This is a genomic window from Roseateles saccharophilus, assembly GCF_031458095.1.
Classification (GTDB): Bacteria; Pseudomonadota; Gammaproteobacteria; order Burkholderiales; family Burkholderiaceae_C; genus Pelomonas; species Pelomonas saccharophila_A.
Map to the genome: position 1 here is coordinate 959268 of NZ_JAVDXU010000002.1, position 22855 is coordinate 982122.

Sequence of the window (22855 nt, forward strand, 5' to 3'; positions counted from 1 at the left end):
TCCGCCCGCCGCTCAACTCGCCACCGCCATCCTCTGCGCCAGCCAATCCACAAACACCCTCACCCGCGACGACAGCTGGCGGGCGTGGGGATAGAGCACATAGACCGGCATGGGCGCGGGCTGCCAGTCGGCAAACACTTCGACCAGCGCGCCGCTCGCCAGCTCTTGCTCAAAGTTGTAGCGCGGCGCCTGGATGAAGCCCAGGCCGGCCAGGCAGCAGGCGCCATAGGCCGTGGCGCTGCTGACGGTGACCGGGCCGGGCAGGGTGATGCTGCGGGCCTCGCCGTGGACGACGAAGTCGAAGGGCAGGACCCGGCCGCTGCTGCCGATGTAGTTGACGGCCTGGTGAACAGAGAACTCCTCCAGCGTGCGCGGCGTGCCGCGGCGGGCGAGGTAGTCGCGGCTGGCGCAGGTCACCTGGCGCAGCTGGGCGACGCGCCGGCCCACCATGGACGAATCCTTGGGCTCGCCCGAGCGCAGCACGCAGTCCACGCCCTCGCGCACAAGGTCGACGAAACGGTCGCCCAGGCCGATCTCCAGCTCGACGTCGGGGTAGCGGGCATGGAAGTCGCCGAGATAGGGCAGCACGAAGCGCTGGGCCTGGTTGCCCTGCATGTCCACGCGCAGCTTGCCGCGCGGCTTGAGCTGGCTGCTGCGGAACAGGTCCTCGGCCTCGCCGACGTCCTGCAGGATCTGCTGGCAGTGCAGGTAATAAGCCTGGCCGTCCAGCGTCGGGCTCACATGTCGCGTCGTGCGGTTCAGTAGCCGTACGCCCAGGCGCGCCTCCAGCTGCTGCAGGGCCAGGCTGACCGAGGCGCGCGGCAGCTGCAGCTCGTCGGCCGCCTTGGTGAAGCTGGCCAGGTCGACGATGCGCACGAAGAGGCGCATCGCATCCAGTCGGTCCATCGCGCCCTCGCCCCAATTGTTTAGATGGATTGGATTGTGATGTCTTGTTCGTCTGATTTATCCGAACTGACTCGAACAATACATTGAACTCACAGGGCCGCTCCGCGGTTCTGCCTTCCAACCTCAAGACTGGAGCACCCCGTGAGCAACACCACCTCTTCCCCCTCTCCTGTGGCCATCGTCACCGGCGCCTCGCGCGGCATCGGCGCGGCCATCGCCCAGCGCCTGGCGGCCGACGGCCATGCCGTCGTCGTCAACTACGCCGGCAATGCCGTCGAAGCGCAGAAGGTCGTCGATGCCATCGTCAGCAACGGCGGCCGCGCCATCGCCGTGCAGGCCAACGTGGCCGACGCCGGTGCCGCCCGGCTGCTGTTCGACGCCGCCACCGAGGCCTTTGGCAGCGTGGACGTCCTCGTCAACAACGCCGGCGCCATGGCCAACGAGCTGCCTCATCTCGCCGACACCAGCGACGAGACCTTCGACCGCCTCTTCGACATCAATGTGAAGGGCAGCTTCCTGGCCATGCGCGAGGCGGCGAAGCGCCTGCGCCACGGCGGCCGCATCATCAATTTCTCGACCAGCGTCATCGGCCTGGCCCTGCCCGGCTATGCCGTCTACGCGGCCACCAAGAGCGCCATCGAGACCATGACCCACATCCTCGCCAAGGAGCTGCGCGGCAGGAACATCACCGTCAATGCCGTGGCCCCCGGCCCGACGGCGACGGCCCTGTTCCTGAACGGCAAGACGCCCGAGCAGGTCGAGCGCCTGGCCAAGATGGCGCCGCTGGAGCGCCTGGGCCAGCCCGAAGACATCGCGGCCATCGTCGGCGTGCTGGCCGGCCCGCAAGGCGCCTGGGTCAACGGCCAGACCGTGCGCGTCAACGGCGGCATCGTCTGACGGAGGACATCATGAGCAAGCAAGTCATCCTCGTCACCGGCGCCTCCAGCGGCATCGGCAAGCTCAGCGCCCTGGCTCTGGCCACGGCCGGCCACACCGTCTACGCCAGCATGCGCGGCGTGACCGCCAAGAACGTGGCCAAGGCCCGCGAGCTGCGCGACTGGAGCTTTGCGCGCGGCCTGGACCTGCGCGTTGTCGAGCTGGATGTGCTGTCGCAAGCCAGCGCCGACGCGGCTGTGGCGACCATCGTCGCCGAGCAGGGGCAGCTGGACGTCGTCGTGCACAACGCCGGCCATCTCGTCGTCGGGCCCACCGAGGCCTACACGCCGGAAGAGATCACGGCCGTCTTCGACACCAATGTGCTGGGCGCCCAGCGCGTCAACCGCGCGGCCCTGCCGGTGCTGCGCGAGCAACAGCGCGGCCTGCTGCTGTGGATAGGCAGCACGACGACGCGCGGCGGCTTCCCGCCCTTCCTCGGCCCCTATGCGGCGGCCAAGGCGGCCATGGACTCGCTGGCCGTGTCCATGAGCTGGGAACTGGCCCGCTTCGGCATCGAGACCAGCATCGTCGTGCCCGGCGCCTTCACCAGCGGCACCGATCATTTCGCCGACGCCGGCAAGCCGGCGGACGACGCGAAGACCGCCGTCTACGCCCGCTACGCCGGCCTGATGGACCGCATCGGCGCGCGGCTGACCGCGCTGATGCCGCCCGAGGCCGACCCCCAGGCCGTGGCCGACGAGGTCGTGCGCGTCGTCGGCCTGGCCCACGGCCAGCGGCCCTTCCGCTGCGTCGTCGACTTCATGGACGACGGCGCGGCGGCGGTGACCGAGGTGGCCGAGCGGGTGCGCGAGGGCTTTGCCGAACGCATCGGCATCGCCGACCTGCTCAAGCCCACGCTCGCCTAGAAGCCGAAGTTGACCGTCAGCGTGCCGCCTGCCGTGATGGCCAGGGGGCCGACCACCTTGACCGTGCCGTTGAGGCTGGCGCTGAAGGAATAGGACAGGCCGGCCGTCACGTCCGCCGCGAAGACCAGGCTGGCCGGCGCTGCCGCATAGGCGGCCACCCAGGGGGGCGCGGCGGGCAGGCCGAGCTTGAAGGCGCCGGTCGTCGAGTCCGACATCGTCTCGGCGACGGTGATGAGGCCGCCGCTGGCCAGCTTCTGCGTCGCCGCAATGGCTGCCGTGTTGGGCGCGCCGTCCACCATGATGCTGCCGACGGCCTGGCCGTCGATGGCCGGGGCCGGCGACAGCGGCGCGACGCTGGTGCTGACGGCCGTCATGGTGCTGGCCGTCACCGGCACGCCGGTCACGACCATGGTCGCGCGCGCCGGGGACTGGATGACGAGGTCATAGCTGCCCGGCGCCGCCGGCGCGAGCACGAACTTGCCGCTGCTGTCGGGTGCCGTGGCCTTCAGCACCACGCCGCCCTGCTGCAGGCTGATGTGGGTGCCGCCATAGGCGACGCTGGCGTCCACATAGCCGCTGACGCCCGACGTCAGATTGGGCACCACGGAGACCACGGGCTTGAGCAGGTACTGGCCCGAGTTGCCGGCCGTGACGACGGATTTGCAGGCGTCGAAGTCGATCACGAAATCGGCCATCTGATTGGCCGCGATGTCGATGTTGGCATTGAGCTTGAGGCCGCTCGTCTGGCCGCTGGGCGTCTTCAACGCCACCTCGCTGCCACCGGTGGGCACGACGGAGTTGGCCAGCGGCGTGGCGCCGCCGTTCTCGGCCAGCACCAGGCGCAATTGCGAGTAATGGCCCGCCGTCAGCGGCACCTGGCCCAGGCTGGCCAGCACGCCGTTCTGCAGGGCCAGCAGGTCAAAGCGCTGGGTCGGGCCGACCGTCAGGTCCGTCCAGCCCGCGGCGTCCTCGGCCGCATCGGCGCTGGCATTGACGCGCACCTTCTGCACCGTCACATAGACATGGTCGAAGCCGCAGGCCGGCGAGTCTGTCAGGCTCAGGGCGAGCGTGCCCGAGGTGTTGTTGGACGGCGTCGTGACCGGCGTGCCGGCGTCGCCACCGCCACCGCCGCAGGCCGCCAGGGTCAAGGCCACCGCGCATGCGCTCAGGGTTAGGTACTTCATGATGAGAGCCTCCGGAAGAGTGATGCCCTCCCGGGGGCAGTGTTCGCTTCCGCCGCGTACCCAGGCATTACGAATCGCGTCGGCTTGTTACCCGCTCAACGCCGCCGACGCGCGGCTGCGGCCAGCTCCTGAGGGCTGACCACCCAGGCCGGGTTGCCTACCACGCGCTCGACGACGAGGTCGATGAAGGCTCGCACCCGCGCCGGCTGGGCCACGCGGCTGCCGTAGTAGAGATAGAGGCCGAGATGGGCGCAGACAAGCTCGGTCAGCAGCGGCACCAGCTGGCCACTGCGGATCAGCGGCGCCGCCGTGACGCCGACCAACTGGCCTATGCAATGACCCGCGATGACGGCATTGGCCTCCAGTTCGACGTCGTTGGTCATGAAGATCGAAGCGACGTCGCGCCCGACGATTTCGTCGCCCACCAGGAACTCCCAGGGCATGGCCTTGCCCGTGCTCGGATGGCGAAAACCGCTGCAGCGGTGCTGAGCGAGCTCGTCGATGCTCCGCGGCGCGCCATGGCGGGCGATATAGGCGGGCGCGGCGCAGACGATGAGCTGCAGCGGCATCAGATGACGCGCGATCAGGCCTTCGCCCGGCGGCGTGCCGGCCCGAAAGCCCACGTCAACGCGATCCGCCACCCAGTCGCCGATGCGGTCGTCGAGCTGCACATCGGGCTCGACATCCGGATAGCGGGCGCAGTACTCCTCCAGCACCGGCCACAGCACCGGCAGCATCAGCGAGCGCGTGGCCGTGATGCGCAGCGGCCCGGCAATGACGTCGCGGCCCTGGCGTGCGCCGTGCAGCGCGCGCTGCAGGGCCTGCAGGCCGGGCGCGGCGGCACCCAGGAAGCGCTCGCCCTCCTCGGTCAGGCTGAGGCGGCGCGTGGTGCGATGGAAGAGGCGCACGCCGAGGTGGGCCTCCAGCTGGGTCAGCGCCTGGCTGGCCGCCTGCGGCGTGATGCCCTGGGCCACCGCGGCCTGGCGCAGGCTGCCCAGCTCGGCGGCCTTGGTGAAGGTGGTGATGGCGCGCAGCTCGTTGAAGGCCATTGTCAGGATTTGCTTGCGAATCAATGAAGAGATTCTGGGCTAGTTGGATGGCAATCCAAACCCTAGATTTCGCTCCATCGGCCGATCCACCTTTCAACCCTCGGAGCCCACCATGACCACCACCCCCACCACTTCCTTCAAACGCGTCTGGATGATCACCGGCGCCTCGCGCGGCATCGGTGCACGCATCGCCGCCGCAGCCCTGGCCCACGGCGACGCCGTCGTCGCCACGGCCCGTGACGCCGGCGGCATCGAGAAGCGCTTCGGCGCCCAACCGGGCCTGCTGCCCGTGGCCCTCGACGTCACCGACGAAGCCCAGACCGCCCAGGCCACGGCTGCCGCGCTGGCCCGCTTTGGCCGCATCGACGTCCTCGTCAACAACGCCGGGTATGGCCTGCTCGGCGCCGTCGAGGAGGCCAGCGCCGATGAGGTGAGGCGGCTGTATGAGACCAATGTCTTCGGCCTGCTGAACGTGACCCGCGCCGTGCTGCCGCAGATGCGCGAACGCCGCAGCGGCCATGTCATCAACATCTCGTCCCTGGGCGGCGTGCGCTCGGCCGCGGGCTTTGGCGTCTACTGCTCGACCAAGTTCGCCGTCGAGGGCATCACCGAGGCCCTGCATGCCGAGCTGGCGCCGCTGGGCATCCATGCCACCGTCGTCGAGCCGGGTTATTTCCGCACCGAGTTCCTCGAAGGCCAGTCCCTCGTCACGTCGCCGCGCGTGCTCGCCGACTACGCCGCCAGTGCCGGTGCGGTGCGCGAACTCGCCAAGCAGATCAGCCTCAACCAGCCCGGCGATCCCGAGCGCCTGGCCCAGGCCCTGCTGACCCTGGTGGACGCCAAGACCCCACCGCTGCGCCTGCCCCTGGGCACCGACACCCTGCAGGCCATTGCCGACAAGCACGCCTTTGTCGAGCGCGAGACGGCCGAGTGGCGCGGCGTGGCGGCGTCGACGGACTTCCCGGCCGCCTGACGCTCAGCCGCGGCGCTTGCCGCTGTCGCGCACCACTTCGCCGTCGGACTTGGTGAAGGGCGGCAGCGGCCCGACGGGCAGCAGCTCCAGCACCGCTTCCGACGGCCGGCACAGCGCGGTGCCGAGAGGTGTCACGACGATGGGGCGGTTCAGCAGCACGGGGTGCTGCTGGACCGCATCCAGCAGCGCGTCGTCGCTGAGAACAGGGGCGGCCAGGCCCAGCTCGGTGAACACGGCTTCCTTTTCACGCAGCAGCGCACGCAGCGGGACGCCGGCAGCCGCCGCCAGCGCGCGGATCTCGTCACGGCTGGGCGGCGCGCTCATGTATTCGACGATGCGCGGCTCCAGGCCGGCATGGCGGATCAGCGCCAGCACATTGCGCGAGGTGCCGCACCTGGGGTTGTGGAAGATCGTGATGTCGCTCATTCGGCTTTCTCCAGTTGCGGGCCGAGCGCCGGGCCGCTCCCTAGCCGGCCCGCGCTGGCGATGTGTAAGCGGCTCGACGCCGCTTGCATCGCCGTCCCCTCGGGGGACCGGCCAAGGTACTCCTTGGACGAGGGGTTCAACGTCCAGCGATCCACGCATCGACGCGCCTCTCCAGCACCGACAACGGCAGCGAGCCCGCGCCCAGCACCTGGTCGTGGAAGGCTGCGAGGCTGAACTTCGCACCCTGCTTCTGCTCGGCATGCCGACGCAGTTCCTGGATCTTCAGCGCGCCGATCTTGTAGCCCAGGGCCTGGCCGGGCCAGGCGAGATAGCGGTCGATCTGGGCCACCGCCTGCTGCTCGCCGGCACCCGTCACGTCCATCCAGTACTTCAGCGCCTGCTCGCGGCTCCAGCCCTTGGCGTGCAGGCCGGTGTCGACGACGAGGCGGGCCGCGCGGCTGATCTCCAGGCGCAGCTCGCCGGCATAGGCCACGGGGTCGGTGTACAGGCCCAGCTCGTGGCCCAGAGTCTCGGCATAGAGCGCCCAGCCCTCGCCATAGGCATTGATCCACATGCGGCGACGGAACTCGGGCATGGGCATCACCACCTGCTGGCCAAAGTGGAAATGGTGCCCGGGCTGGCCCTCATGCAGGAAGAGGGCGGTCATCGTCGCCATGGAGTAGTCCTTGGGGTCGTTGATGACCGCCCAGAACACGCCGGGCGCGCTGCCGTCAGCCTGGCCGTGGGTGTAGTGGTCGGACGCCGTCTCGCGCGTCAGCTCGGGCTCGGCGCGGATCTCCAGCGCCATGCGCGGCAGCTGGCCGAAGAGCTTGGGCAGCTGGGGCGCGACACGGGCGTTGATGGCGCGGTAGGCGTCCAGGATCTCGGCCTCGGTCTTGAAGGGCCGGAAGCGCTCGTCGCTGCGTGCCCAGGCCAGCAGGCCGCCGTTCTTCAGCGGGTCGCCCGTAAAGCCCAGCTGCGGCGCGATGCGCACGATCTCGCCCTGGATGCGCGCGACCTCCTTGAGGCCGAGCTCATGGATCTGCTCGGGCGTCAGGTCGGTTGTCGTCTGTTCGCGCACCCATTGGCGGTACCAGGCCTTGCCATTGGGCAGTGAGGTCCAGCCGATGCTGCCGCGCTGCCTGGCGGCGGGCAGGTAGTCGGCCTCGACGAAGGCCAGCAGGCGGCGCAGCGCGGGCTGGGTGCGTTCGGTCAGCTCGCGGCGGTAGGCCTCGGCCAGGCGATTGCGGTCGGCGGCCGAGATGGCTTCCGGCAGGGCGCGCACCGGTGCCGTATAGGGGCTGTGATCGGCATCGGCATCGGCGAGGTTCTTCAACAGCGGCAGGGCCGCCTCGACAACGGGTCGCGACTGCACGACGCCGCGCTTGATGCCTTCGCGCATATTGGCGATGGCCTGGTCGCACCAGGCCGGCAGGGTGGCGACGCGCTTCAGATAGGCGTCGAGCTGGGCCGCCGTCTTCAAGGGCTGGCCGGCCTGGCCGCTGGAGAAGAAGGCCAGCTGGAAGGGCGTGGCGCCCATCTGATGCAAAGGCAGCAGATGGTCGGGATAGCGCTCGAAGGCCAGCTGGGCGCGCAGCTGCTGCTCCAGCAGTTCGCGGTTCAGGCGCTCGGTGGGCGGCAAGCTGGCGGCGGGCAGGGCGGCCAACTCCTTCAGAAAGCCGCGCCAGGCGGCGAAACGCTTGGAGCGCTCGGCCGGTGCGATGCCCAGCCCCAGCTGGTCGTCGAAACGGTTGTCGCCGCCCTCGGTGGCGGTCAACGGGTCGAAACGGGCGCGGGCGTCGTAGTAGCGCGTGGCGACGTTGGCCAGGCGTTCGGCGGGGGTGGCGGCCTGGCTGGGTGCGATGAAGGAGGCGAGAGCCAGGGTCAGGGCAAGCAGTCTCATCGTTATCGTCCTGGTGGGGAGGACGGCATTCTGTCGGCGTCAGCGGCCAGACGCTGTCAACAGCACCAGCAGCCCCACAATCCCGCGGCTGACTTTTTCACCTCGCAATGCGTCTCATCTCACTCGCCCTGCTGCTGACCACCGCCTTTGCCCTGACCGGCTGCAACAAACGCCTCAGTGAAGTGCCCGCCGCGCTGCCGGCTGCCTCGGCGGCCCAGGACACCAACGCCACGGCCAGGCTGCGCGCAGAGGGCGACGGCCTGCTGGCCCTGCACCGCCAGATCGTCGTGCTGATGGATGGTGAGGCCACGCTGCCGCCCGCCCAGCGCCGCGAGGTCCAGGCCCTGGGCCAGCAGCTTTTCCACGAACTGCTGCAGCGCCAGCAGGCCCTGGCCGACCTCGCGCTCAAGCCCGAGTCGCTGGACGCCACCGCGGGCCTGCTGACGCGCATCGAGAGCGAGCCGAGCTGGTTCGACGCTGACCGCCTCGCCTTCAAGGAAGTGCTGGGCCAGCTCGCCACCGGCCTGAAGAACGCGCAGACGCTGGACGGCATCAAGCTCGCCCGCCGCGCCCAGGACGACCTGGACACGCTGGCCGAGGTGGAGAAGGCCTATGAGCAGGAGCTCAAGGAAGTCTTCGGCGGCTTTGCCAAGCGCGGCATCGAGCTCAAGCGCGAGAAATGGACGGACTACGTCGCCAAGCTGAAGACCTTGCACACCCGCGAAGCGGTGATGAAGCAGCACGGCGCACAACTGCCGGCCGCGGCCGACCTCGCGCCCGAACCGGCTGCATCGGGCGCCATGCGCGGCGTGGCCGCCAAGGAGCGCGAGGTCTTTGGCGACAAGCTGCCGCCCAAGACCGTCCTGCTGACCTTCGACGACGGCCCGCATGCGCGCTACACCGACGAGATCCTGGAGATCCTGAAGCGCTATCAAGCCCCGGCCGTGTTCTTCCAGCTCGGCCAGAACCTCGGCAAGGTCGGCGCCGACGGCAAGATCCAGCCCGGCAACGGCAGCGCCGTCGCCAAGCGGGTGCTGGCCGCCGGCCACCAGCTGGCCAACCACAGCTTCACGCATGGGCTGATGAGCAAGTTCGAGCTCGTCAAGGTCAAGGAAGAAGCTGCCAACACGGAGGCGCTGCTGGATGCGGCGGGTCGCAATGGCGACGCCCTGTTTCGCTTCCCCTACGGCGCGCGCAACGACGGCGCCCTGACCACCATCGAGGCGCTGAAGCTGCGCTCGATGATGTGGAACGTCGACTCCCTGGACTGGAGCGACCCCATCCCCAAGAGCATCGCCGCGCGGGTGATGGCCGAACTGGACAAGCAGCAGCGCGGCATCGTGCTCTTCCACGACATCCACGCCCGCACCGTGCAGGCCCTGCCCCTGGTGCTCGATCAGCTGGCCGCCGAAGGCTGGCGCTTTGCAAGCTGGAAGGACGGCCAGTTCGTCGTCTCCAGCGACAAGCCCGCCGCCCCACCGCCCATGGCTGCCGGTGAGCTCTATCGCGACAGCCATGCCCTGGTCATCGGCATCAACCAATACACGGCCTGGCCCAAGCTCTCGCATGCCGTGCGTGACGCCCAGGCCATGCGCGAGTCCCTGGTCACGCGCTTCGGCTTTCGCGCCGACAACGTGACGCTGCTGACCGACGCCGAAGCCACGCGGGCCAACATCCTGAAGGCGCTCAACGAACGCTTCGGCGACAGCAAGCGCGTCAGGCGCGATGACCGCGTCTTCGTCTTCTTCGCCGGCCATGGCAGCACGCGCCGGCTGCCCAGCGGCCGCGAGGTCGGCTATATCGTGCCGGTGGACGCCGGGCTCAACGACCTGCAGGCCGACGCCATCGCCATGCCCCAGCTGCAGGAAGTGGCCGAGGCCATCACGGCCAAGCACGCCCTCTTCGTCATCGACGCCTGCTACTCGGGCCTGGGCCTGACGCGCGGCGCCTCCCCGGCTGCCGACAGCAACTTCGCCCGCACCAACGCCCGCCGCATCGGCCGCCAGATGATGACGGCCGGCGGCGCCGACCAGCAGGTGGCCGACGACGGTCCCGGCGGCCATTCGGTCTTCACGTGGACGCTGCTGCAGGCCCTGAACGGCAAGGCCGACCTGAACGGCGACGGCCTCATCACGGCCACCGAGCTGGCCGCCTATGTCGCGCCCGCCGTGTCGTCCATCGCCCACCAGACGCCGGCCTTCGGCAGCCTGCCGGGCAGCGAGGGTGGCGAGTTCATCTTCGAGCTGCCAACGGCCCAGGAGCCGGCGCTCAGCGGCGCCGTGGCCCAGCTCGATGACAAGGCCAGCCAGTTCGCCGCCAAGCTCGACGAGGCCAGCACGGCCGGCCGCCAGGTCGCTGCCGCCGCGAGCGGTGCGGCCAGCGGCGTGCAGGTCACCATCAAGGGCCTGGACGGCAAGGACCAGGCCCTGGCCGCGACGACGGCTCGCGTCGACCCCGGCGCCCGCGTGGCCGCCCAACGCGCCAACGACCGCGGCCTGCAGCTCTACCGCGAGCGCCGCTACGACGAGGCCGAGGCCGCGTTCAAGGAGGCCCTGCAGCTGCAGCCGAAGTTCGCGCTGGCGGCCAACAACCTGGGCTTTGTTTTGTATCGCCGTGGCAAGTTCGCTGACGCGAGCGCGTGGTTCGAGAAGGCGGTCGAGATGGACGCCAGCCGCTCGCTGGCCTGGTTGAATCTCGGCGATGCGCGTCTGCAGGCCGGCGACGAGGGCAAGGCCATGGCGGCCTACAAAACCTTCCTGGAACTGGCGCCCAAGCATGCCAGGGCGACGGAGCTGCAGGCTTGGATTGCGAATCCGTCGGATACGACGAGGCCGAAGCCTTTGTGAGTTCGACTACACAGGTTGGATATCCCATGACTACTCGTCGCCGAGCCACTCAAGAAGCGCATGAACGCTTCAACGTTGCAACGTTTATTGACGAGATCAATAGGCGCCATCGGGCCAGCTATCGCGTGGTCGACGAGCCCAATCCACCAGAAGCCATCATCCAGTCCAGCCGGAAAACTAGTTGGGTAGAGGTCACTTCGGCGTTCATGAATCAGGCTTTTGCCGAGGAGGCTTGGTCTTATGCCACACCTGGTGAGAAGCCGCGCCCAATGCCCAACGAGGTGATCCTTGGACCCGACGCTCAGTTCGCAGCCAACTTCGTCGGGACGATCAAGAAAAAGCTGGAGAAAAAATCTTATGAGCCCTTCCGAGATAAGTACGGGCCGGGTTACCTAGTGGTATCAGTTCAGTACCCCCTCTATGGACGAGATACGCCTCGGTTAATGCAGCGCGAATGGGACGCCGCGACAATTGAGGACAGGCATTGCTTTAGGTCCATCTATCTCGTAGTCAGGCGGTTTTCGGGATATCAGATCGTTCTGTGGCGCCGCCTGCACACCAGCGACTAGTGCCGCCTCGAAGGACTCCTCTCAACTTCTTTCCATTAGCGCCTTCAACGCCCTTAAATCCTTGAGCACATGCGCCGCATCCCGCTCAAAGTCTTCATCGCTGGCTCCCGCCATCCTCAACACCACAAACGTCAACGCACAGCCCTCATCCACCGGCGTGACGCGCAATGCGTTGTGCGTGGTCACGCCATCGGGCGTCGTCACGTCATGGTCCAGCACGCCGAAGCCGTTGCGCGGCGCCATGCGGATCTCGATGCGGCCCATGGGTGAGCCGGTGACCACCCAGTGGTCGCCGTCCTGCTCGACGTCGGCCGACGCCAGGCCAGAGGCCCACAGGTGCAGGTTCTCGCGCCGCGAGGCGAACTCGTAGACCTGCTGCGCCGGCGCGGCGACGGTTGTGCTGACGACCTTGATTTCGCGTGGCATGGGATCCTCCGATGGCTGGAGCGGGTCACAGGGCAAACCATAGGCCTGCCGTTCGTCGCCCGCTCCGATTTCGTCACAGCTCTGTGTTCCACTCCAGCTCCGGAGTCTCTTCTTGACCTCCGGAGATGTTGATGAGCTCATCTGCCTCGCTCCCCGCTGCAGCCCGACGCGACATGCTTCGCGATGAGTTGCTCGCCACCGTCAGCCTGCTCAAGCAGCGACGCGCGGCCGAGATCGCGGAAGGCTATGTCGACGACTACATCGCCCTGCATTGGATGGAATGGCATGGCGGCTCGCTGCGCCTGACAACGACGGGCGAGAACGTGTGCAAGCATTTGAAGGCCTTGCTGGCCCGCGCGGCCGGACGCAGCGCAGTCTGACTTCGCCCGGGGTGGCGAATCGGCGCGGGCGCGCCTGTGTTCCACTTCCCCCGTGAAGTCTGACTCCCCCACGCCCAAGCCCCCCGCGCCCGCCTTTCCCCTGCCGCAGCCCCGCCACGCCGCCCGGCTGCCTGCCAGCCTCGCGCCCGACGACTGGGCCCGCATCCGCCAGGCCGCCTATGCACTGCCCCAGGTCCTGGTGCCGGAAGATCTCGATGACGGCAGCGACGAGTCCCTGGACCGGCTGGGCTGCATCCAGATCTCCAAGGCCGCCGGCGGTGGCCGGCCCAGCCGCTGGCTGCTGCCGCAACATATTCCCGTCGCCCTGGCCCAGCTCGAGGCCACGCCGCTGACCAACACGCTGCGCTCGCAGATGCAGCAGCGCCTGCACCAGCTCGAGAGCCTGGGCCTGCGCCGCGAGGGCCTGGTGTTCACGCGGCTGTGCGTGCACCCCCTCACCCTCTCGCACGAGGGCTGGCGCATCGACCTGTCGCACCGCGTGCCGGTGCCCGAGGAGCCCGTCTGGGCCTTCTTCCGCGACGGCGACACAGCCGCGCTGCGCCACAGCCTGGGCCAGGCGCCCGAGTATTCGTACAAGGCCGAGCTGACCCTGCACCTGAACCACCTGGTCGCGCGCAGTGAGGCCATGGGCGACGCCGGCCAGCTCGCGTCGCTGCTGCCGCGGCTGCAGGCCGAGTGCAGCGTGCCCATGCCCTACGAGGACCTGAAGGCCGCACTCACGCGCGCCCAGGACCGCTGGGAGCAGACGGTCGAGGAACAGAGCACCCTGGCCAGCCTGGGCCGCGAGCTGGCCTTCCAGGGCTACCCGGACAGTTTCGACACGGCGCGCAAGCTGGGCCGCAAGGTCACGCTCTATCTCGGCCCGCCCAACAGCGGCAAGACGCATGCCGCCTTCGAGCGCCTGGCCCAGGCCCTGGACGGCGCCTATCTGGCGCCGCTGCGCCTGCTGGCCCTGGAGGGCCGCGACCGGCTGGTGGGCCGCGGCGTGCCCTGCTCGCTGCTGACCGGCGAGGAGAGCGTACCGGCGGCGGATGCACGCGTCGTGTCCAGCACCATCGAGATGGTCAACACGCGCGACACCGTCGACGTGGCCGTCATCGACGAGGCGCAGATGATCTTCGACGACTCGCGCGGCTGGGCCTGGACCCAGGCCATCGTCGGCGTGCCGGCCCGCGAGCTCATCATCATCGGCTCGGCCTATGCCGCGCCGGCCATCGAGCGCCTGCTGCAGCTGTGCGGCGAGAAGCCCGAGAAGCGCATCTTCGAGCGCAAGCAGCATGTGCAGCTGATGCCGGCGCCGGTGCCGATGACGCACCTGCACGCCGGCGACGCCGTTGTGGCCTTCAGCCGCCGCGACGTGCTGATGCTGCGCGACCAGATCCAGCAGAACGGCCACGCCGTCAGCGTCATCTACGGCGCCCTGCCGCCCGAGGTGAGGCGCCGCGAGGCCGAGCGCTTTGCGGTGGGCGCCAGCGACATCCTCGTTGCCACCGATGCCATCGGCATGGGCCTGAACCTGCCCATCCGCCGCGTGTTGTTCTCGACGCTGACCAAGTTCGACGGTGTGGGTGATCGTGAACTCAGCGTCAGCGAGGTGCACCAGATCGCCGGCCGCGCGGGCCGCTACGGCATGCATGACGAAGGCTTCGTCTCGGTGCTGAAGGAGGCCGAGGCGGACGCGATGAAGACGCTGCGCAGCCTGCTGCCCAAGGAGCCGCGCGCGCCGCGTGACTTCAAGGCGCCGGTGGCGCCGAACTGGCGCCATGTCGACACCATCTCCAGGCGCATGGGCGTCAACAAGCTCTACGCCGTACTGAGCATCTTCATGCAGCAGCTGCGCCTGGACGATGCCCACTTCGCCGTCGCCGAGCTGGAGCAGATGCTGGAGCTGGCCGAGATGCTGGACCGCAATGCCAGCGCCCTGCCGCTGCAGGAGCGCTTCCGCTATGCCCAGGCGCCGGTGGACAACCGCCTGCCCATGCTGGTCGAGCAGTTCGCCTCCTGGGCCACCAGCCACGCCCGCACCGGCAAGGCCGGCGACCCGTATTTCCTCGACGAATACGACCAGCACGGCCGCCTGGACCGCATGGAGCAGGCCCTGCGCATCTGCACACTGTGGCTGTGGCTGGATCTGCGCTTCCCGGACGTCTACGGCCATGTGGAAGAGGTCATCGACCTGCGCGCACGGCTCAACGACGGCATCGAGCGCCAGCTCAAGGGCAAGAAGGCCTTGTGGCAGCGGCGGGGGCGATGACAACCGCCACCGCCGCCTCGCCCGGCTGAGCCTCAGGCCGACGCGTAACGCGCCGCCGGCGTGTTGCTCGACAACTTCCCCGCCATGGCTTGCCGCGCCGCCTCGTAGGCGAGCAGCGGTGCCTCCTCCTGCAGTGGCGGCACGGTGATCAGCTCGCCGCGGTCGAAGCCGACCAGGGCTGCGTCCACCAGCGCCTCGGCCGACATCACCCATTCCTTGGGCAGATGCTCGACGGCCAGGCCGCTGCGGGCCCAGAACTCGGTGGCGGTCGCGCCGGGCAGCACGGCCTGCACGCGCAGGCCCCGGGCGGCCAGCTCGTGGTGCAGGGACTGGCTGAAGGCCGTCACGAAGGCCTTGCTGCCGCCGTAGACGCCGTTCAGCAACTCGGGCGTGATGCTGACGATGGACGAGATGTTGATGACCGCGCCACCGCCGCGCGCGACCAGGCCGGGCACGGCGGCATAGGTCAGGCGTGTCAGCGCCGTCACATTCAGTTCGATGAGATGGGTCATCTGCTCGACGTCGGCCTCCAGCAGCTTGGCCGGTGAGCCGATGCCGGCGTTGTTGACCAGCAGCGTCAGGCGGGCGTCGTCGCGCAGCCGCTGCTCGACGCGGGCGCGCTGGGCCGCGTTGCCAAGGTCGGCCGTCATGACGTCCACCTGGCGGCCGGTCTCGGCCATCAGGCGCGAGGCCAGCGCATGCAGGCGCGCACCGTCGCGGGCGACGAGGACGAGGTCATGGCCGCGGCGGGCCAGGCGGTCGGCATAGACGGCGCCGATGCCCGATGAGGCGCCGGTGATGAGGGCGGTGCCCAGGGAGGAATGGCTCATGACGGTTCTCCGACAAGCGGTAGGGGTTGCGATGGCCGGATTCTGGGGACCGGGGCCCATGTCTCAAATGACGTATACAGTCACGTTTCAAGACATCCACCGAAGGAGCCGGCATGCACCGCCTGGGCTTTGTGCTGAGCGAGGGCTTCCAGCTGATGGCGCTGGCCACGCAGGCCGTTTTCGAGTTCGCCAACGACGTCGTCGGGGACAAGTTCTATGGCTTCGCCTGCTACAGCGTGGCCGGCGGCGACCTGACCTCGTCCAGCGGCGTGCGCATCGGCACGCGCCCGCTGGCCTCCTGCACCGAAGCCGACACCTGGCTGGTGCCGGGCGCCTCCGACCCCATCGTCGCGCCAGCCGAGCCCGAGGTGCTGAGATTCCTGCGCCGCGCCGGGCGCCATGCACGGCGCATGGCCGGCCTGTGTACGGGCGGCTTCGTGCTGGCCGAGGCCGGCCTGCTGGACGGGCGGCGCGCGACGACGCATTGGCTGTTCGCACGCGACATGCAGGCCCGCCACCCGGACGTCCGCGTCGACGACGACCGCATCTTCATCGTCGATGGCCCGGTCTGGACCTCGGCCGGCATGACGGCCGCGCTCGACCTGGCCCTGGCCATGGTGGAGGCCGACCTGGGCGGGGACGTCGCCCGCGCCGTCGCGCACAAGCTCGTCATGCCGCAGCGCCGCACGGGCGGGCAGTCCCAGCATTCCGAGCTGCTGGAGCTGGCGCCCAAGAGCGACCGCATCCAGCAGGCGCTGGACTATGCACGGGGGCATCTGAAGCAGGCGCTGTCCGTCGAAGCGCTGGCCGGGGTGGCGAACCTGAGCCCGCGCCAGTTCAGCCGCGTCTTCGCGGCCGAGACCGGGCAGTCGCCGGCCAAGGCCGTCGAGGGACTGAGGCTGGAGGCGGCGCGGCTGATGATCGAGCAGAGCCGCCACCCGCTGGAGGTCGTGGCCCGCGAGTCGGGCTTTCGGGACCGCCGCCATCTGCGCGAGGTGTTCATCCGCCACTTCGGCGTGCCGCCGCAGCTGACCCGACGCGGCGCAAGGTCTTCGGGATAGGCGTCATGGCCGGCCGTCGGTTGCAATGACATTTCCGCACCGCTTTTCGCAGGGAGTTGTTTCCCATGATCAAGGTCAGCGTCCTCTACCCGCAAGCGCCCGGCACGCGCTTCGACCATGACTACTACCGTGACCGCCACATGCCGCTGTTGCAGGCCCGGCTGGGACCGGCCCTGCTGCGCTACACCGTCGACCGCGGCCTGGCCAATGGCGCCGCGCCCGGCGAGCCGCCGCCCTTCGTGGCCGGCTGCGAGCTGTTCTTCGACAGCGTGGAGGTCTTTCAGACCGCCTTCGGTCCGCACGCACCCGAGATCATGGGCGACGTCGCCAACTACACCGACCGCCAGCCGGTGGTGCAGATCAACCAGGTCGTCGTCGGCTAAATCACGCCAAGTGCGATCAGGTCGCGCGCCGTCTGCACGATGGCCTCGCGCGGCGGCCGCGGCACCCAGCCCAGCACCGCGCGGGCGTGGCTGGAGTCCTGGTGGCGCGCCGTGCCCAGCTCGCTGGCGGCAGCGCGCACGGTGGGGCTGACCTTGGCCAGCAGGCGCACGGCCCAGTCGGGCATGTTCAGCGTCGGCACCTTGCGCGCCTGCTCGCCCAGCTCGGCGCGCAGGATGGCCGCGATCTCGCGCAGCCACAGGAAGCCGCCGCAGGCGATGAAGCGCTCGTCGGCCATGCCGGGCGCGGTCAGGGCGCGCCAGTGCAGCTCGGCCACGTCGCGCACGTCGACGATGCCGAAGCCGATATGGGGCAGCGCCGGTATCTTGCCGCGCAGCAGGCTCTGCACGATGACGACGCTGGCCGAGTAGTCGGCGCTGGCCACCGGACCGAGCACGACGGAGGGGTTGACGGTGCAGAACTCCAGCCCGCCGCCCTCGCGCGCCACCCAGTCGCGCGCGGCGCGCTCGGCCACCGTCTTGGACTGCACATAGGGCGGGATGCCGGGCGTCTCCAGACGCGTCCAGTCGTCCTCGGTGAAGTGGTGGTCGCCCGGGCCGTGGCCATAGGAGATGGCGGCGACGGAGGAGGTCATGACGACGCGCCGCACGCCGGCGTCGCGTGACGCCTTCAGCGCACGCAGCGCGCCGTCACGGGCCGGGGTGATGAGGTCGTTGGCATCACGCGGCACGCCCACCGGCAGCGGCGACGCGACATGGGCCATGTGGCTGCAACCCGCGGCGGCTTCGGCCCAGCCGGCGTCGGCCATCAGGTCCGCGGCAAAGCAGCGCAGCTGATCGCTGGCGCCCACACCCAGCGCCTGGCGCAGGGCCGGCTCGCGCTTCAGGTCGCGCACGGTCGTGTGCACCTGCCAGCCCTGGGCCAGCAATTGGCGGATCAGCACGCCGGCGATGAAGCCGCTGCCGCCGGTGACGAGGATGCGAGAGGGGCCGCCGCTCATGTGGCGCCCGCCGGCAGTTCGTCCGGCGCCTGCGGCACCAGGTTCAGCCGCCGGCCGCTGCCGCCCTCGGGCTGGAACACCAGGCGATCGATCTTCCATTGGCCCATGTCCTGGGTCGCCTCGACGAAAGCCGTGCCCTTGCCCTTGGGGCCCTCCACGCTGAACGACAGGCTGGCGGACCCGCGCGGGCCGGATACCCGGATCTGGCCCATGGGGAATCCCGTCGACATCGGCCTGCCGACCAGCTCGACGACGCGCTCGTCTGCCTCCAGCCGCGCCCGCGCGAGCTTGTAGGCTTCGCTGTCCTTCAACAGGGCGAAGATGCCGAAGAAGACCGCGCAGACCACGGCCAGCAACGCCAGCCAGACGGCGACGCCCCAGCGCGCCCAGCGACGCTGCGAAGCCTTGAATTCGTCGACGCTGGCCCAGCGCTTGTGGCGCCAGGCCCATTCGCTGCCCTTGGCGCCCAGCACGAACAGCCAGGCAAAACCCAGCAGGGGCACGAAGACGACCAGGGCCGCCAGCGTGTTGTTGCCTATGCCCCAGATCCAGCTCAGCAGGAAGGCGCCCCAGTTCCAGCGCTGGATTTCCGGCGGCACCTGGCTGGCGGCCCCCTGGCCCGATGTGTTGGCGGTGGTTTGCATCTGCCTCCCCTTGGCTTGCGCCCCGCATTGAACCATCGCGCGGGGGGCATGCATGACGTAAGCCACCCGCGGGCGACTGCGCATTGCCAGCGGGGCCGCGGGCGTGGACAGTCTCGGTTTTTGCAGTTTTCCGGGACACCCCCTTGACCTCCGCCACCCTGACCGCGGCCGCCGACGCCACAAGCGACGCACGCGCCCGCCACGACCGGTCCTTCCTGGGCCACCCCGCCGGCCTGGGCTGGCTGTCCTTCTGCGAGCTGTGGGAGCGCTTCTCCTACTACGGCATGCAGGCCCTGCTGGTGCTCTACCTCAGCAACTACCTGTTCCTGCCGGCCCATATCGGCAACGTGGCCGGCATGGATGCGCTGCGCGCGGCCATCGAGAACGTCACCGGGCCGCGCTCGCCGCAGCAGCTGGCGTCGGCCGTGTTCGGCCTCTATGTGGGCCTGGTCTATCTGACGCCCATCTTCGGCGGCCTGCTGGCCGACCGCGTGCTGGGCCGCACCAGGACCGTCGTCATCGGCGCCCTGTTGATGGCCACCGGCCACTTCCTGATGGCCTTCGAGACGGCGCTGCTGCCGGCCCTGTCCTGCCTGCTGCTGGGCGTGGGCTGCTTCAAGGGCAATATCGCGGCCCAGGTGGGCGACCTCTATGCGCCGGGCGACAAGCGCCGTGCCAGCGCCTTCCAGATCTTCATGCTGGCGGTGCAGATCGCCGTCATCGCCGCGCCCATCGTCTGCGGCACGCTGGGCGAGCGGGTGGGCTGGCACTGGGGCTTCGGCTCGGCCGGCGTGGGCATGCTGATCGGCCTGTTCGTCTACCTGGCCGGCCGGCGCTGGCTGCCGCCGGAGCCCGAGCGCAAAGCCGGCAAGGCCGAAGCGCGCCCGCCGCTGAGCCGCCGCGGCCTCATGCAGGTCGTGCTGCTGATCGGCATGATCCCGCTGTTGATGCTGTCCATCGTCGGCAACCAGCAGTTCAACAACGCCTACCCGCTGTGGTCACAGCAGCACATGGACATGAATGTGGGCGGCTTCGAAGTGCCGGTGACCTGGCTGCAGGCCGTCGACGCCACGGTGAGCTTCCTCACCATGCTGGGCTCGATCGCCTTCTGGCGCTGGTGGGCCACGCGGCGGCGCGAGCCCGACGAGGTCACCAAGATGGCCCTGGGCTGCTTTGCGGCCTGCGGCGCTCCGGCCCTGCTGCTGATCCCGGCCTTCGCCATCGAGGGCGGCGGCGGCAAGATCAGCATCCTGTGGACCTTCGCCTACACCCTGGTCAACGACATCGGCTTTGCCAACATCATGCCGGTGGGCCTGGCCCTGTACTCGCGCGCCGCGCCGGCTGGCCTGCAGGGCGTCATGATCGGCCTGTACTACCTGCACCTGTTCTTCGGCAACACCTTCGTCGGCTGGCTGGCCGGCCTGCTCGAAGTGATGCCGGGCTCGCAGTTCTGGGGCCTGCATGCCGTGCTGGTGGCCTCGGCGGGCGTCGGCCTGCTGATCGTCAAGCTGGTGTTTGGCCGCCTGCTGGCGCCGGACGAGGCGCCGGCCGGGGCTTGACGGCCGCCTGGGGACGCTCGGGCGTGGACACGCCCAGCGACCGCGTCAGGGCCGCCATCAGCGCCTTGTACCTGGCACGCACCTCGCCCTTGTCCACGGCATTGCGGGGCTCCGAGAAACAGGCGTTCCAGGCATCGCTCCAGGCGTAGGCGCCATCGGTGCGGCGGTCGCCGTCGGGGCTGCGGACCAGGGCACGCAGCTTGGCGTCATGGCCGGCGCTCGTGTAGGTCTCGAACAGGATGTGGATGTAGTCCTGGTAGGCCTCGTAGACCTCCGCCTCGAAGACGTGGCGGTAGATGTTGAGCGTCTTGTCGAGGTCGCGCTTGGCGTGGATGGCATCGGCCGGCGAGATGGTCTTCCAATAGCCCACCCAGGTGAAGAAGCACAGCAGCTGGTTCAGCCTGGGCGCGATCTCGTCATAGATGGCCAGCCGCTTCTCGATGAGCTTCTGGTTGGTCCAGTTGCTGAGGTCCAGGCGCTTGAGCTGGCGGCTGAACAGCCAGCCCAGCAGCGCGACCGACAGCGGCGTCAGCACGCCGACGATGAGCTTGGCGATTTCCAGGGTGGGCCATTGAGCCATTCGCGTCTCCTGAGCCACCGCAGCCTAGCCGGCAGCGGCCACACGGCGCAATCCCGTCTGCCTAAACTCGGCGGACATGAACGACGCCCTCGACCGCCTGGCCCGTGAACTTGTGCTGGACACGCCCGCCCGGGACGGCCTGCGGCTGCGCTTCGGCCTGGCCTGCGTGCAGCGCGTGCGGCATCTGCTGGAGGACGCCGCCGTCGTGGCCTGCCTCGACACACTGGGGCGCTTCGTGGACGGCCGCGCCACGCCGGCGGAGCTGGAGGCCGCGGCCGCGGAAGCGGCGCAACTGGCCAACCACCATCCCGGCTCACGCTCCCTGGACGGCGTCGGCCATGCCGCCGTGTCGGCCTCCTACGCCGTCGCCAATGCGCTCGCGGGCAAGGCCCTGCGCGCGGCCGAGTACGCAGCCTATGCCACGGTCTACGGCGAAGGCGGCTATGGCGCCGTGCAGCAGCGCGAGTCCTTCCAGCCCGAGTTCGACTGGCAGCTGCAGAGGCTGCGAGACCTTGCCGCTGAAGTGCCGCGCTAGCCCTGCCTACACTGCGGCGCATGATCACCGTCCACCACCTCAACAACTCCCGCTCCCAGCGCGTGCTGTGGCTGCTCGAAGAGCTCGGCCTGCCCTACGAGATCAAGCATTACCAGCGCGACGCCAAGACCTCGCTGGCGCCGCCCGAGCTGCGCCAGGTGCATCCGCTGGGCAAGTCGCCCGTCATCACCGATGGCGGCCTGACGGTCGCCGAGAGCGGTGCCATCCTGGAGTACCTGGTGGACCGCTATGGCCAGGGCCGGCTCAAGCCCAGCGGCGAGCAGGACCTGCTGCACTACCGCTACTTCATGCACTTCGCCGAAGGCTCGGCCATGCCGCCGCTGGTCATGAAGCTGGTCTTCAGCAAGATCAAGCGCGCGCCCATGCCCTTCTTCGTCAAGCCGATTGCCAAGGGCATCGCCGACAAGGTGCTGTCCGGTTTCGTGCAGCCCAATATCGATGCGCAGCTGAAGTTCCTGGAGGGCGAGCTGGCCGCGCGGCCCTGGTTTGCCGGCGTCGAGTTCACGGCGGCCGATGTGCAGATGAGCTTCCCCGTGGAGGCCGCTTCGGCCCGCGGCTCGATGGACGGCTACCCCAAGCTCAAGGACTTCCTGGCCCGCATCCACGCGCGGCCGGCCTATCGCAAGGCCCTGGAGCGCGGCGGGCCCTACAGCCTGATGAGCTGAACGCGGCGCCTACACTGGCGCCTCTCCGTCTTGCCCCGCTGGCCTGTCGCCCGGCCGCTGTGACCCACAGCGGCGCTGACCTCCCCGTGTCGCATCGCGATCCATCACGCAGGTCACCGGAAGGGCCCATGCCCGGGTATGAAGTCAAAGTCCAGACGCTCGCCATTGATGGCGCGGCGGATCTGCAGATCCGCTCGCTGCTGGACCACCAGCAGTTCGCCGACCCGGCCGGCGCGGCCGAGGCCCTGGGCATCTCGTCCGCGCAATGGCCGCTGTTCGGTCAGGTCTGGCCCTCCGGGCTGCACCTGGCCGCCGCGATGGCGATCCGGCCCCTGACCGAGGGCGAACGCATCCTGGAGATCGGCTGCGGCCTGGCCCTGGCCAGCCTCATCTGCCACCGCCGCGGCGCCGAGGTCACGGCCAGCGACATCCACCCGCTGGCCGGCGCCTTCCTGCTGGAGAACCTGCGCCTGAACGAACTCGCGCCGATGCGCTACTGCCATGGCGACTGGAGCGAAGACGCCGTGGCCTCCGAAGGCGGCGCGCCGCGCGTGCAGGGACGCTTTGACCTCATCATCGGCAGCGATGTGCTCTACGAGCGCGACGATGGCGGCGCGCTGGCGGCCTTCATCGACAAGCATGCACTGCCGTGCTGCGAACTGCTCATCGTCGACCCCAACCGCGGCAACCGCGCGGCCTTTGGCAAGCGGATGGCAGCGCTGGGATTCGAGTTCAGCGAGGCCTTGCTGAGCGCGGAGGTGGGGAGTTCGGACTATCGGGGGCGGCTGATGCGATTCGTGCGCTGCTGACGCCGCGCCC

23 protein-coding genes are annotated in these 22855 nt (G+C 69.3%); 13 read left to right on the forward strand and 10 right to left on the reverse strand.

Annotation, left to right across the window (positions count from 1 at the left end; genetic code table 11):
* Positions 1 to 12: 12 nt before the first annotated feature.
* The gene (locus tag J2X20_RS17125; protein WP_310267037.1) at positions 13 to 906 is read right to left on the reverse strand and encodes a LysR family transcriptional regulator; all 894 of its coding nucleotides are present in this window, start codon (positions 904 to 906) and stop codon (positions 13 to 15) included.
* 141 nt (positions 907 to 1047) lie between these two features.
* Here J2X20_RS17125 and J2X20_RS17130 point away from each other — a divergent pair, with 141 nt between their 5' ends.
* Entirely contained in the window at positions 1048 to 1803 is a 756-nt protein-coding gene (locus J2X20_RS17130) for an SDR family oxidoreductase (protein WP_310267039.1), read from the forward strand.
* A gap of 11 nt (positions 1804 to 1814) precedes the next feature.
* Positions 1815 to 2708: an SDR family oxidoreductase gene (locus tag J2X20_RS17135; protein ID WP_310267041.1), complete on the forward strand. Its 894-nt coding sequence runs from the start codon at positions 1815 to 1817 to the stop codon at positions 2706 to 2708.
* Here J2X20_RS17135 and J2X20_RS17140 read toward each other — a convergent pair.
* Complete coding sequence (locus J2X20_RS17140; RefSeq protein ID WP_310267043.1) at positions 2705 to 3892, reverse strand: DUF4382 domain-containing protein; 1188 nt, start codon at positions 3890 to 3892, stop codon at positions 2705 to 2707. The two genes, J2X20_RS17135 and J2X20_RS17140, sit on opposite strands and share 4 nt — an antisense overlap.
* A gap of 95 nt (positions 3893 to 3987) precedes the next feature.
* A complete protein-coding gene (locus J2X20_RS17145) occupies positions 3988 to 4941 on the reverse strand; it encodes a LysR family transcriptional regulator (RefSeq protein WP_310267045.1) in 954 nt (317 codons plus the stop codon).
* Positions 4942 to 5053: 112 nt separating this feature from the next.
* Here J2X20_RS17145 and J2X20_RS17150 point away from each other — a divergent pair, with 112 nt between their 5' ends.
* Positions 5054 to 5914 carry an oxidoreductase gene (locus tag J2X20_RS17150; protein WP_310267046.1) on the forward strand — a complete coding sequence of 287 codons (861 nt, stop codon included), beginning with the start codon at positions 5054 to 5056 and terminating at the stop codon, positions 5912 to 5914.
* A 3-nt stretch (positions 5915 to 5917) separates the two neighbouring features.
* Here the strand turns inward: J2X20_RS17150 and arsC are convergent, their stop codons facing one another.
* Together arsC and J2X20_RS17160 are read right to left on the reverse strand one after the other, a co-directional pair.
* Positions 5918 to 6340, reverse strand: coding sequence for an arsenate reductase (glutaredoxin) (gene arsC, locus J2X20_RS17155; RefSeq protein ID WP_310267048.1), 423 nt, complete (start codon positions 6338 to 6340; stop codon positions 5918 to 5920).
* A gap of 136 nt (positions 6341 to 6476) precedes the next feature.
* Positions 6477 to 8243, reverse strand: coding sequence for a DUF885 domain-containing protein (locus J2X20_RS17160; protein ID WP_310267049.1), 1767 nt, complete (start codon positions 8241 to 8243; stop codon positions 6477 to 6479).
* A 107-nt stretch (positions 8244 to 8350) separates the two neighbouring features.
* Between J2X20_RS17160 and J2X20_RS17165 the strand changes: the two genes are divergently transcribed.
* A complete protein-coding gene (locus J2X20_RS17165) occupies positions 8351 to 11089 on the forward strand; it encodes a polysaccharide deacetylase family protein (RefSeq protein WP_310267051.1) in 2739 nt (912 codons plus the stop codon).
* 26 nt (positions 11090 to 11115) lie between these two features.
* Complete coding sequence (locus J2X20_RS17170; RefSeq protein WP_310267053.1) at positions 11116 to 11658, forward strand: hypothetical protein; 543 nt, start codon at positions 11116 to 11118, stop codon at positions 11656 to 11658.
* 21 nt (positions 11659 to 11679) lie between these two features.
* Here J2X20_RS17170 and J2X20_RS17175 read toward each other — a convergent pair whose 3' ends face one another.
* On the reverse strand, positions 11680 to 12084 hold the full coding sequence (locus J2X20_RS17175; protein WP_310267055.1) for an SRPBCC family protein: 405 nt from the start codon (positions 12082 to 12084) through the stop codon (positions 11680 to 11682).
* A gap of 131 nt (positions 12085 to 12215) precedes the next feature.
* Between J2X20_RS17175 and J2X20_RS17180 the strand changes: the two genes are divergently transcribed.
* Both J2X20_RS17180 and J2X20_RS17185 read left to right on the forward strand, forming a co-directional pair.
* Positions 12216 to 12464, forward strand: a complete 249-nt coding sequence (locus tag J2X20_RS17180) for a hypothetical protein (RefSeq protein WP_310267057.1) — start codon at positions 12216 to 12218, stop codon at positions 12462 to 12464.
* Between the two features lie 52 nt (positions 12465 to 12516).
* Positions 12517 to 14739: a helicase-related protein gene (locus tag J2X20_RS17185; protein WP_310267058.1), complete on the forward strand. Its 2223-nt coding sequence runs from the start codon at positions 12517 to 12519 to the stop codon at positions 14737 to 14739.
* A gap of 32 nt (positions 14740 to 14771) precedes the next feature.
* On the opposite strand, the gene J2X20_RS17190 is transcribed toward J2X20_RS17185, so the two are convergent.
* Entirely contained in the window at positions 14772 to 15569 is a 798-nt protein-coding gene (locus J2X20_RS17190; protein WP_310267060.1) for an SDR family NAD(P)-dependent oxidoreductase, read from the reverse strand.
* 113 nt (positions 15570 to 15682) lie between these two features.
* Here J2X20_RS17190 and J2X20_RS17195 point away from each other — a divergent pair, with 113 nt between their 5' ends.
* The gene (locus tag J2X20_RS17195; RefSeq protein WP_310267062.1) at positions 15683 to 16630 is read left to right on the forward strand and encodes a GlxA family transcriptional regulator; all 948 of its coding nucleotides are present in this window, start codon (positions 15683 to 15685) and stop codon (positions 16628 to 16630) included.
* A gap of 65 nt (positions 16631 to 16695) precedes the next feature.
* Complete coding sequence (locus J2X20_RS17200; protein WP_310267064.1) at positions 16696 to 17013, forward strand: EthD family reductase; 318 nt, start codon at positions 16696 to 16698, stop codon at positions 17011 to 17013.
* On the opposite strand, the gene J2X20_RS17205 is transcribed toward J2X20_RS17200, so the two are convergent.
* Both J2X20_RS17205 and J2X20_RS17210 read right to left on the reverse strand, forming a co-directional pair.
* Complete coding sequence (locus J2X20_RS17205; RefSeq protein WP_310267066.1) at positions 17010 to 18032, reverse strand: NAD-dependent epimerase/dehydratase family protein; 1023 nt, start codon at positions 18030 to 18032, stop codon at positions 17010 to 17012. The genes J2X20_RS17200 and J2X20_RS17205 overlap by 4 nt on opposite strands.
* Positions 18029 to 18676, reverse strand: a complete 648-nt coding sequence (locus J2X20_RS17210) for a cytochrome c oxidase assembly factor Coa1 family protein (RefSeq protein ID WP_310267068.1) — start codon at positions 18674 to 18676, stop codon at positions 18029 to 18031. The genes J2X20_RS17205 and J2X20_RS17210 overlap by 4 nt, the downstream gene beginning before the upstream one ends.
* Positions 18677 to 18819: 143 nt before the next feature.
* On the opposite strand from J2X20_RS17210, the gene J2X20_RS17215 reads away from it, so the two are divergent.
* On the forward strand, positions 18820 to 20235 hold the full coding sequence (locus tag J2X20_RS17215; protein ID WP_310267070.1) for a peptide MFS transporter: 1416 nt from the start codon (positions 18820 to 18822) through the stop codon (positions 20233 to 20235).
* Here J2X20_RS17215 and J2X20_RS17220 read toward each other — a convergent pair.
* Positions 20180 to 20815 carry a hypothetical protein gene (locus J2X20_RS17220; RefSeq protein WP_310267072.1) on the reverse strand — a complete coding sequence of 212 codons (636 nt, stop codon included), beginning with the start codon at positions 20813 to 20815 and terminating at the stop codon, positions 20180 to 20182. The genes J2X20_RS17215 and J2X20_RS17220 overlap by 56 nt on opposite strands.
* 76 nt (positions 20816 to 20891) lie before the next feature.
* Here J2X20_RS17220 and J2X20_RS17225 point away from each other — a divergent pair, with 76 nt between their 5' ends.
* From J2X20_RS17225 to J2X20_RS17235, 3 genes are all read left to right on the forward strand, one after another.
* Positions 20892 to 21350 carry a hypothetical protein gene (locus J2X20_RS17225; protein WP_310267073.1) on the forward strand — a complete coding sequence of 153 codons (459 nt, stop codon included), beginning with the start codon at positions 20892 to 20894 and terminating at the stop codon, positions 21348 to 21350.
* Positions 21351 to 21370: 20 nt separating this feature from the next.
* A complete protein-coding gene (locus J2X20_RS17230) occupies positions 21371 to 22036 on the forward strand; it encodes a glutathione S-transferase family protein (RefSeq protein ID WP_310267075.1) in 666 nt (221 codons plus the stop codon).
* Positions 22037 to 22164: 128 nt separating this feature from the next.
* On the forward strand, positions 22165 to 22845 hold the full coding sequence (locus J2X20_RS17235) for a class I SAM-dependent methyltransferase (protein ID WP_310267077.1): 681 nt from the start codon (positions 22165 to 22167) through the stop codon (positions 22843 to 22845).
* Positions 22846 to 22855 lie beyond the last annotated feature (10 nt).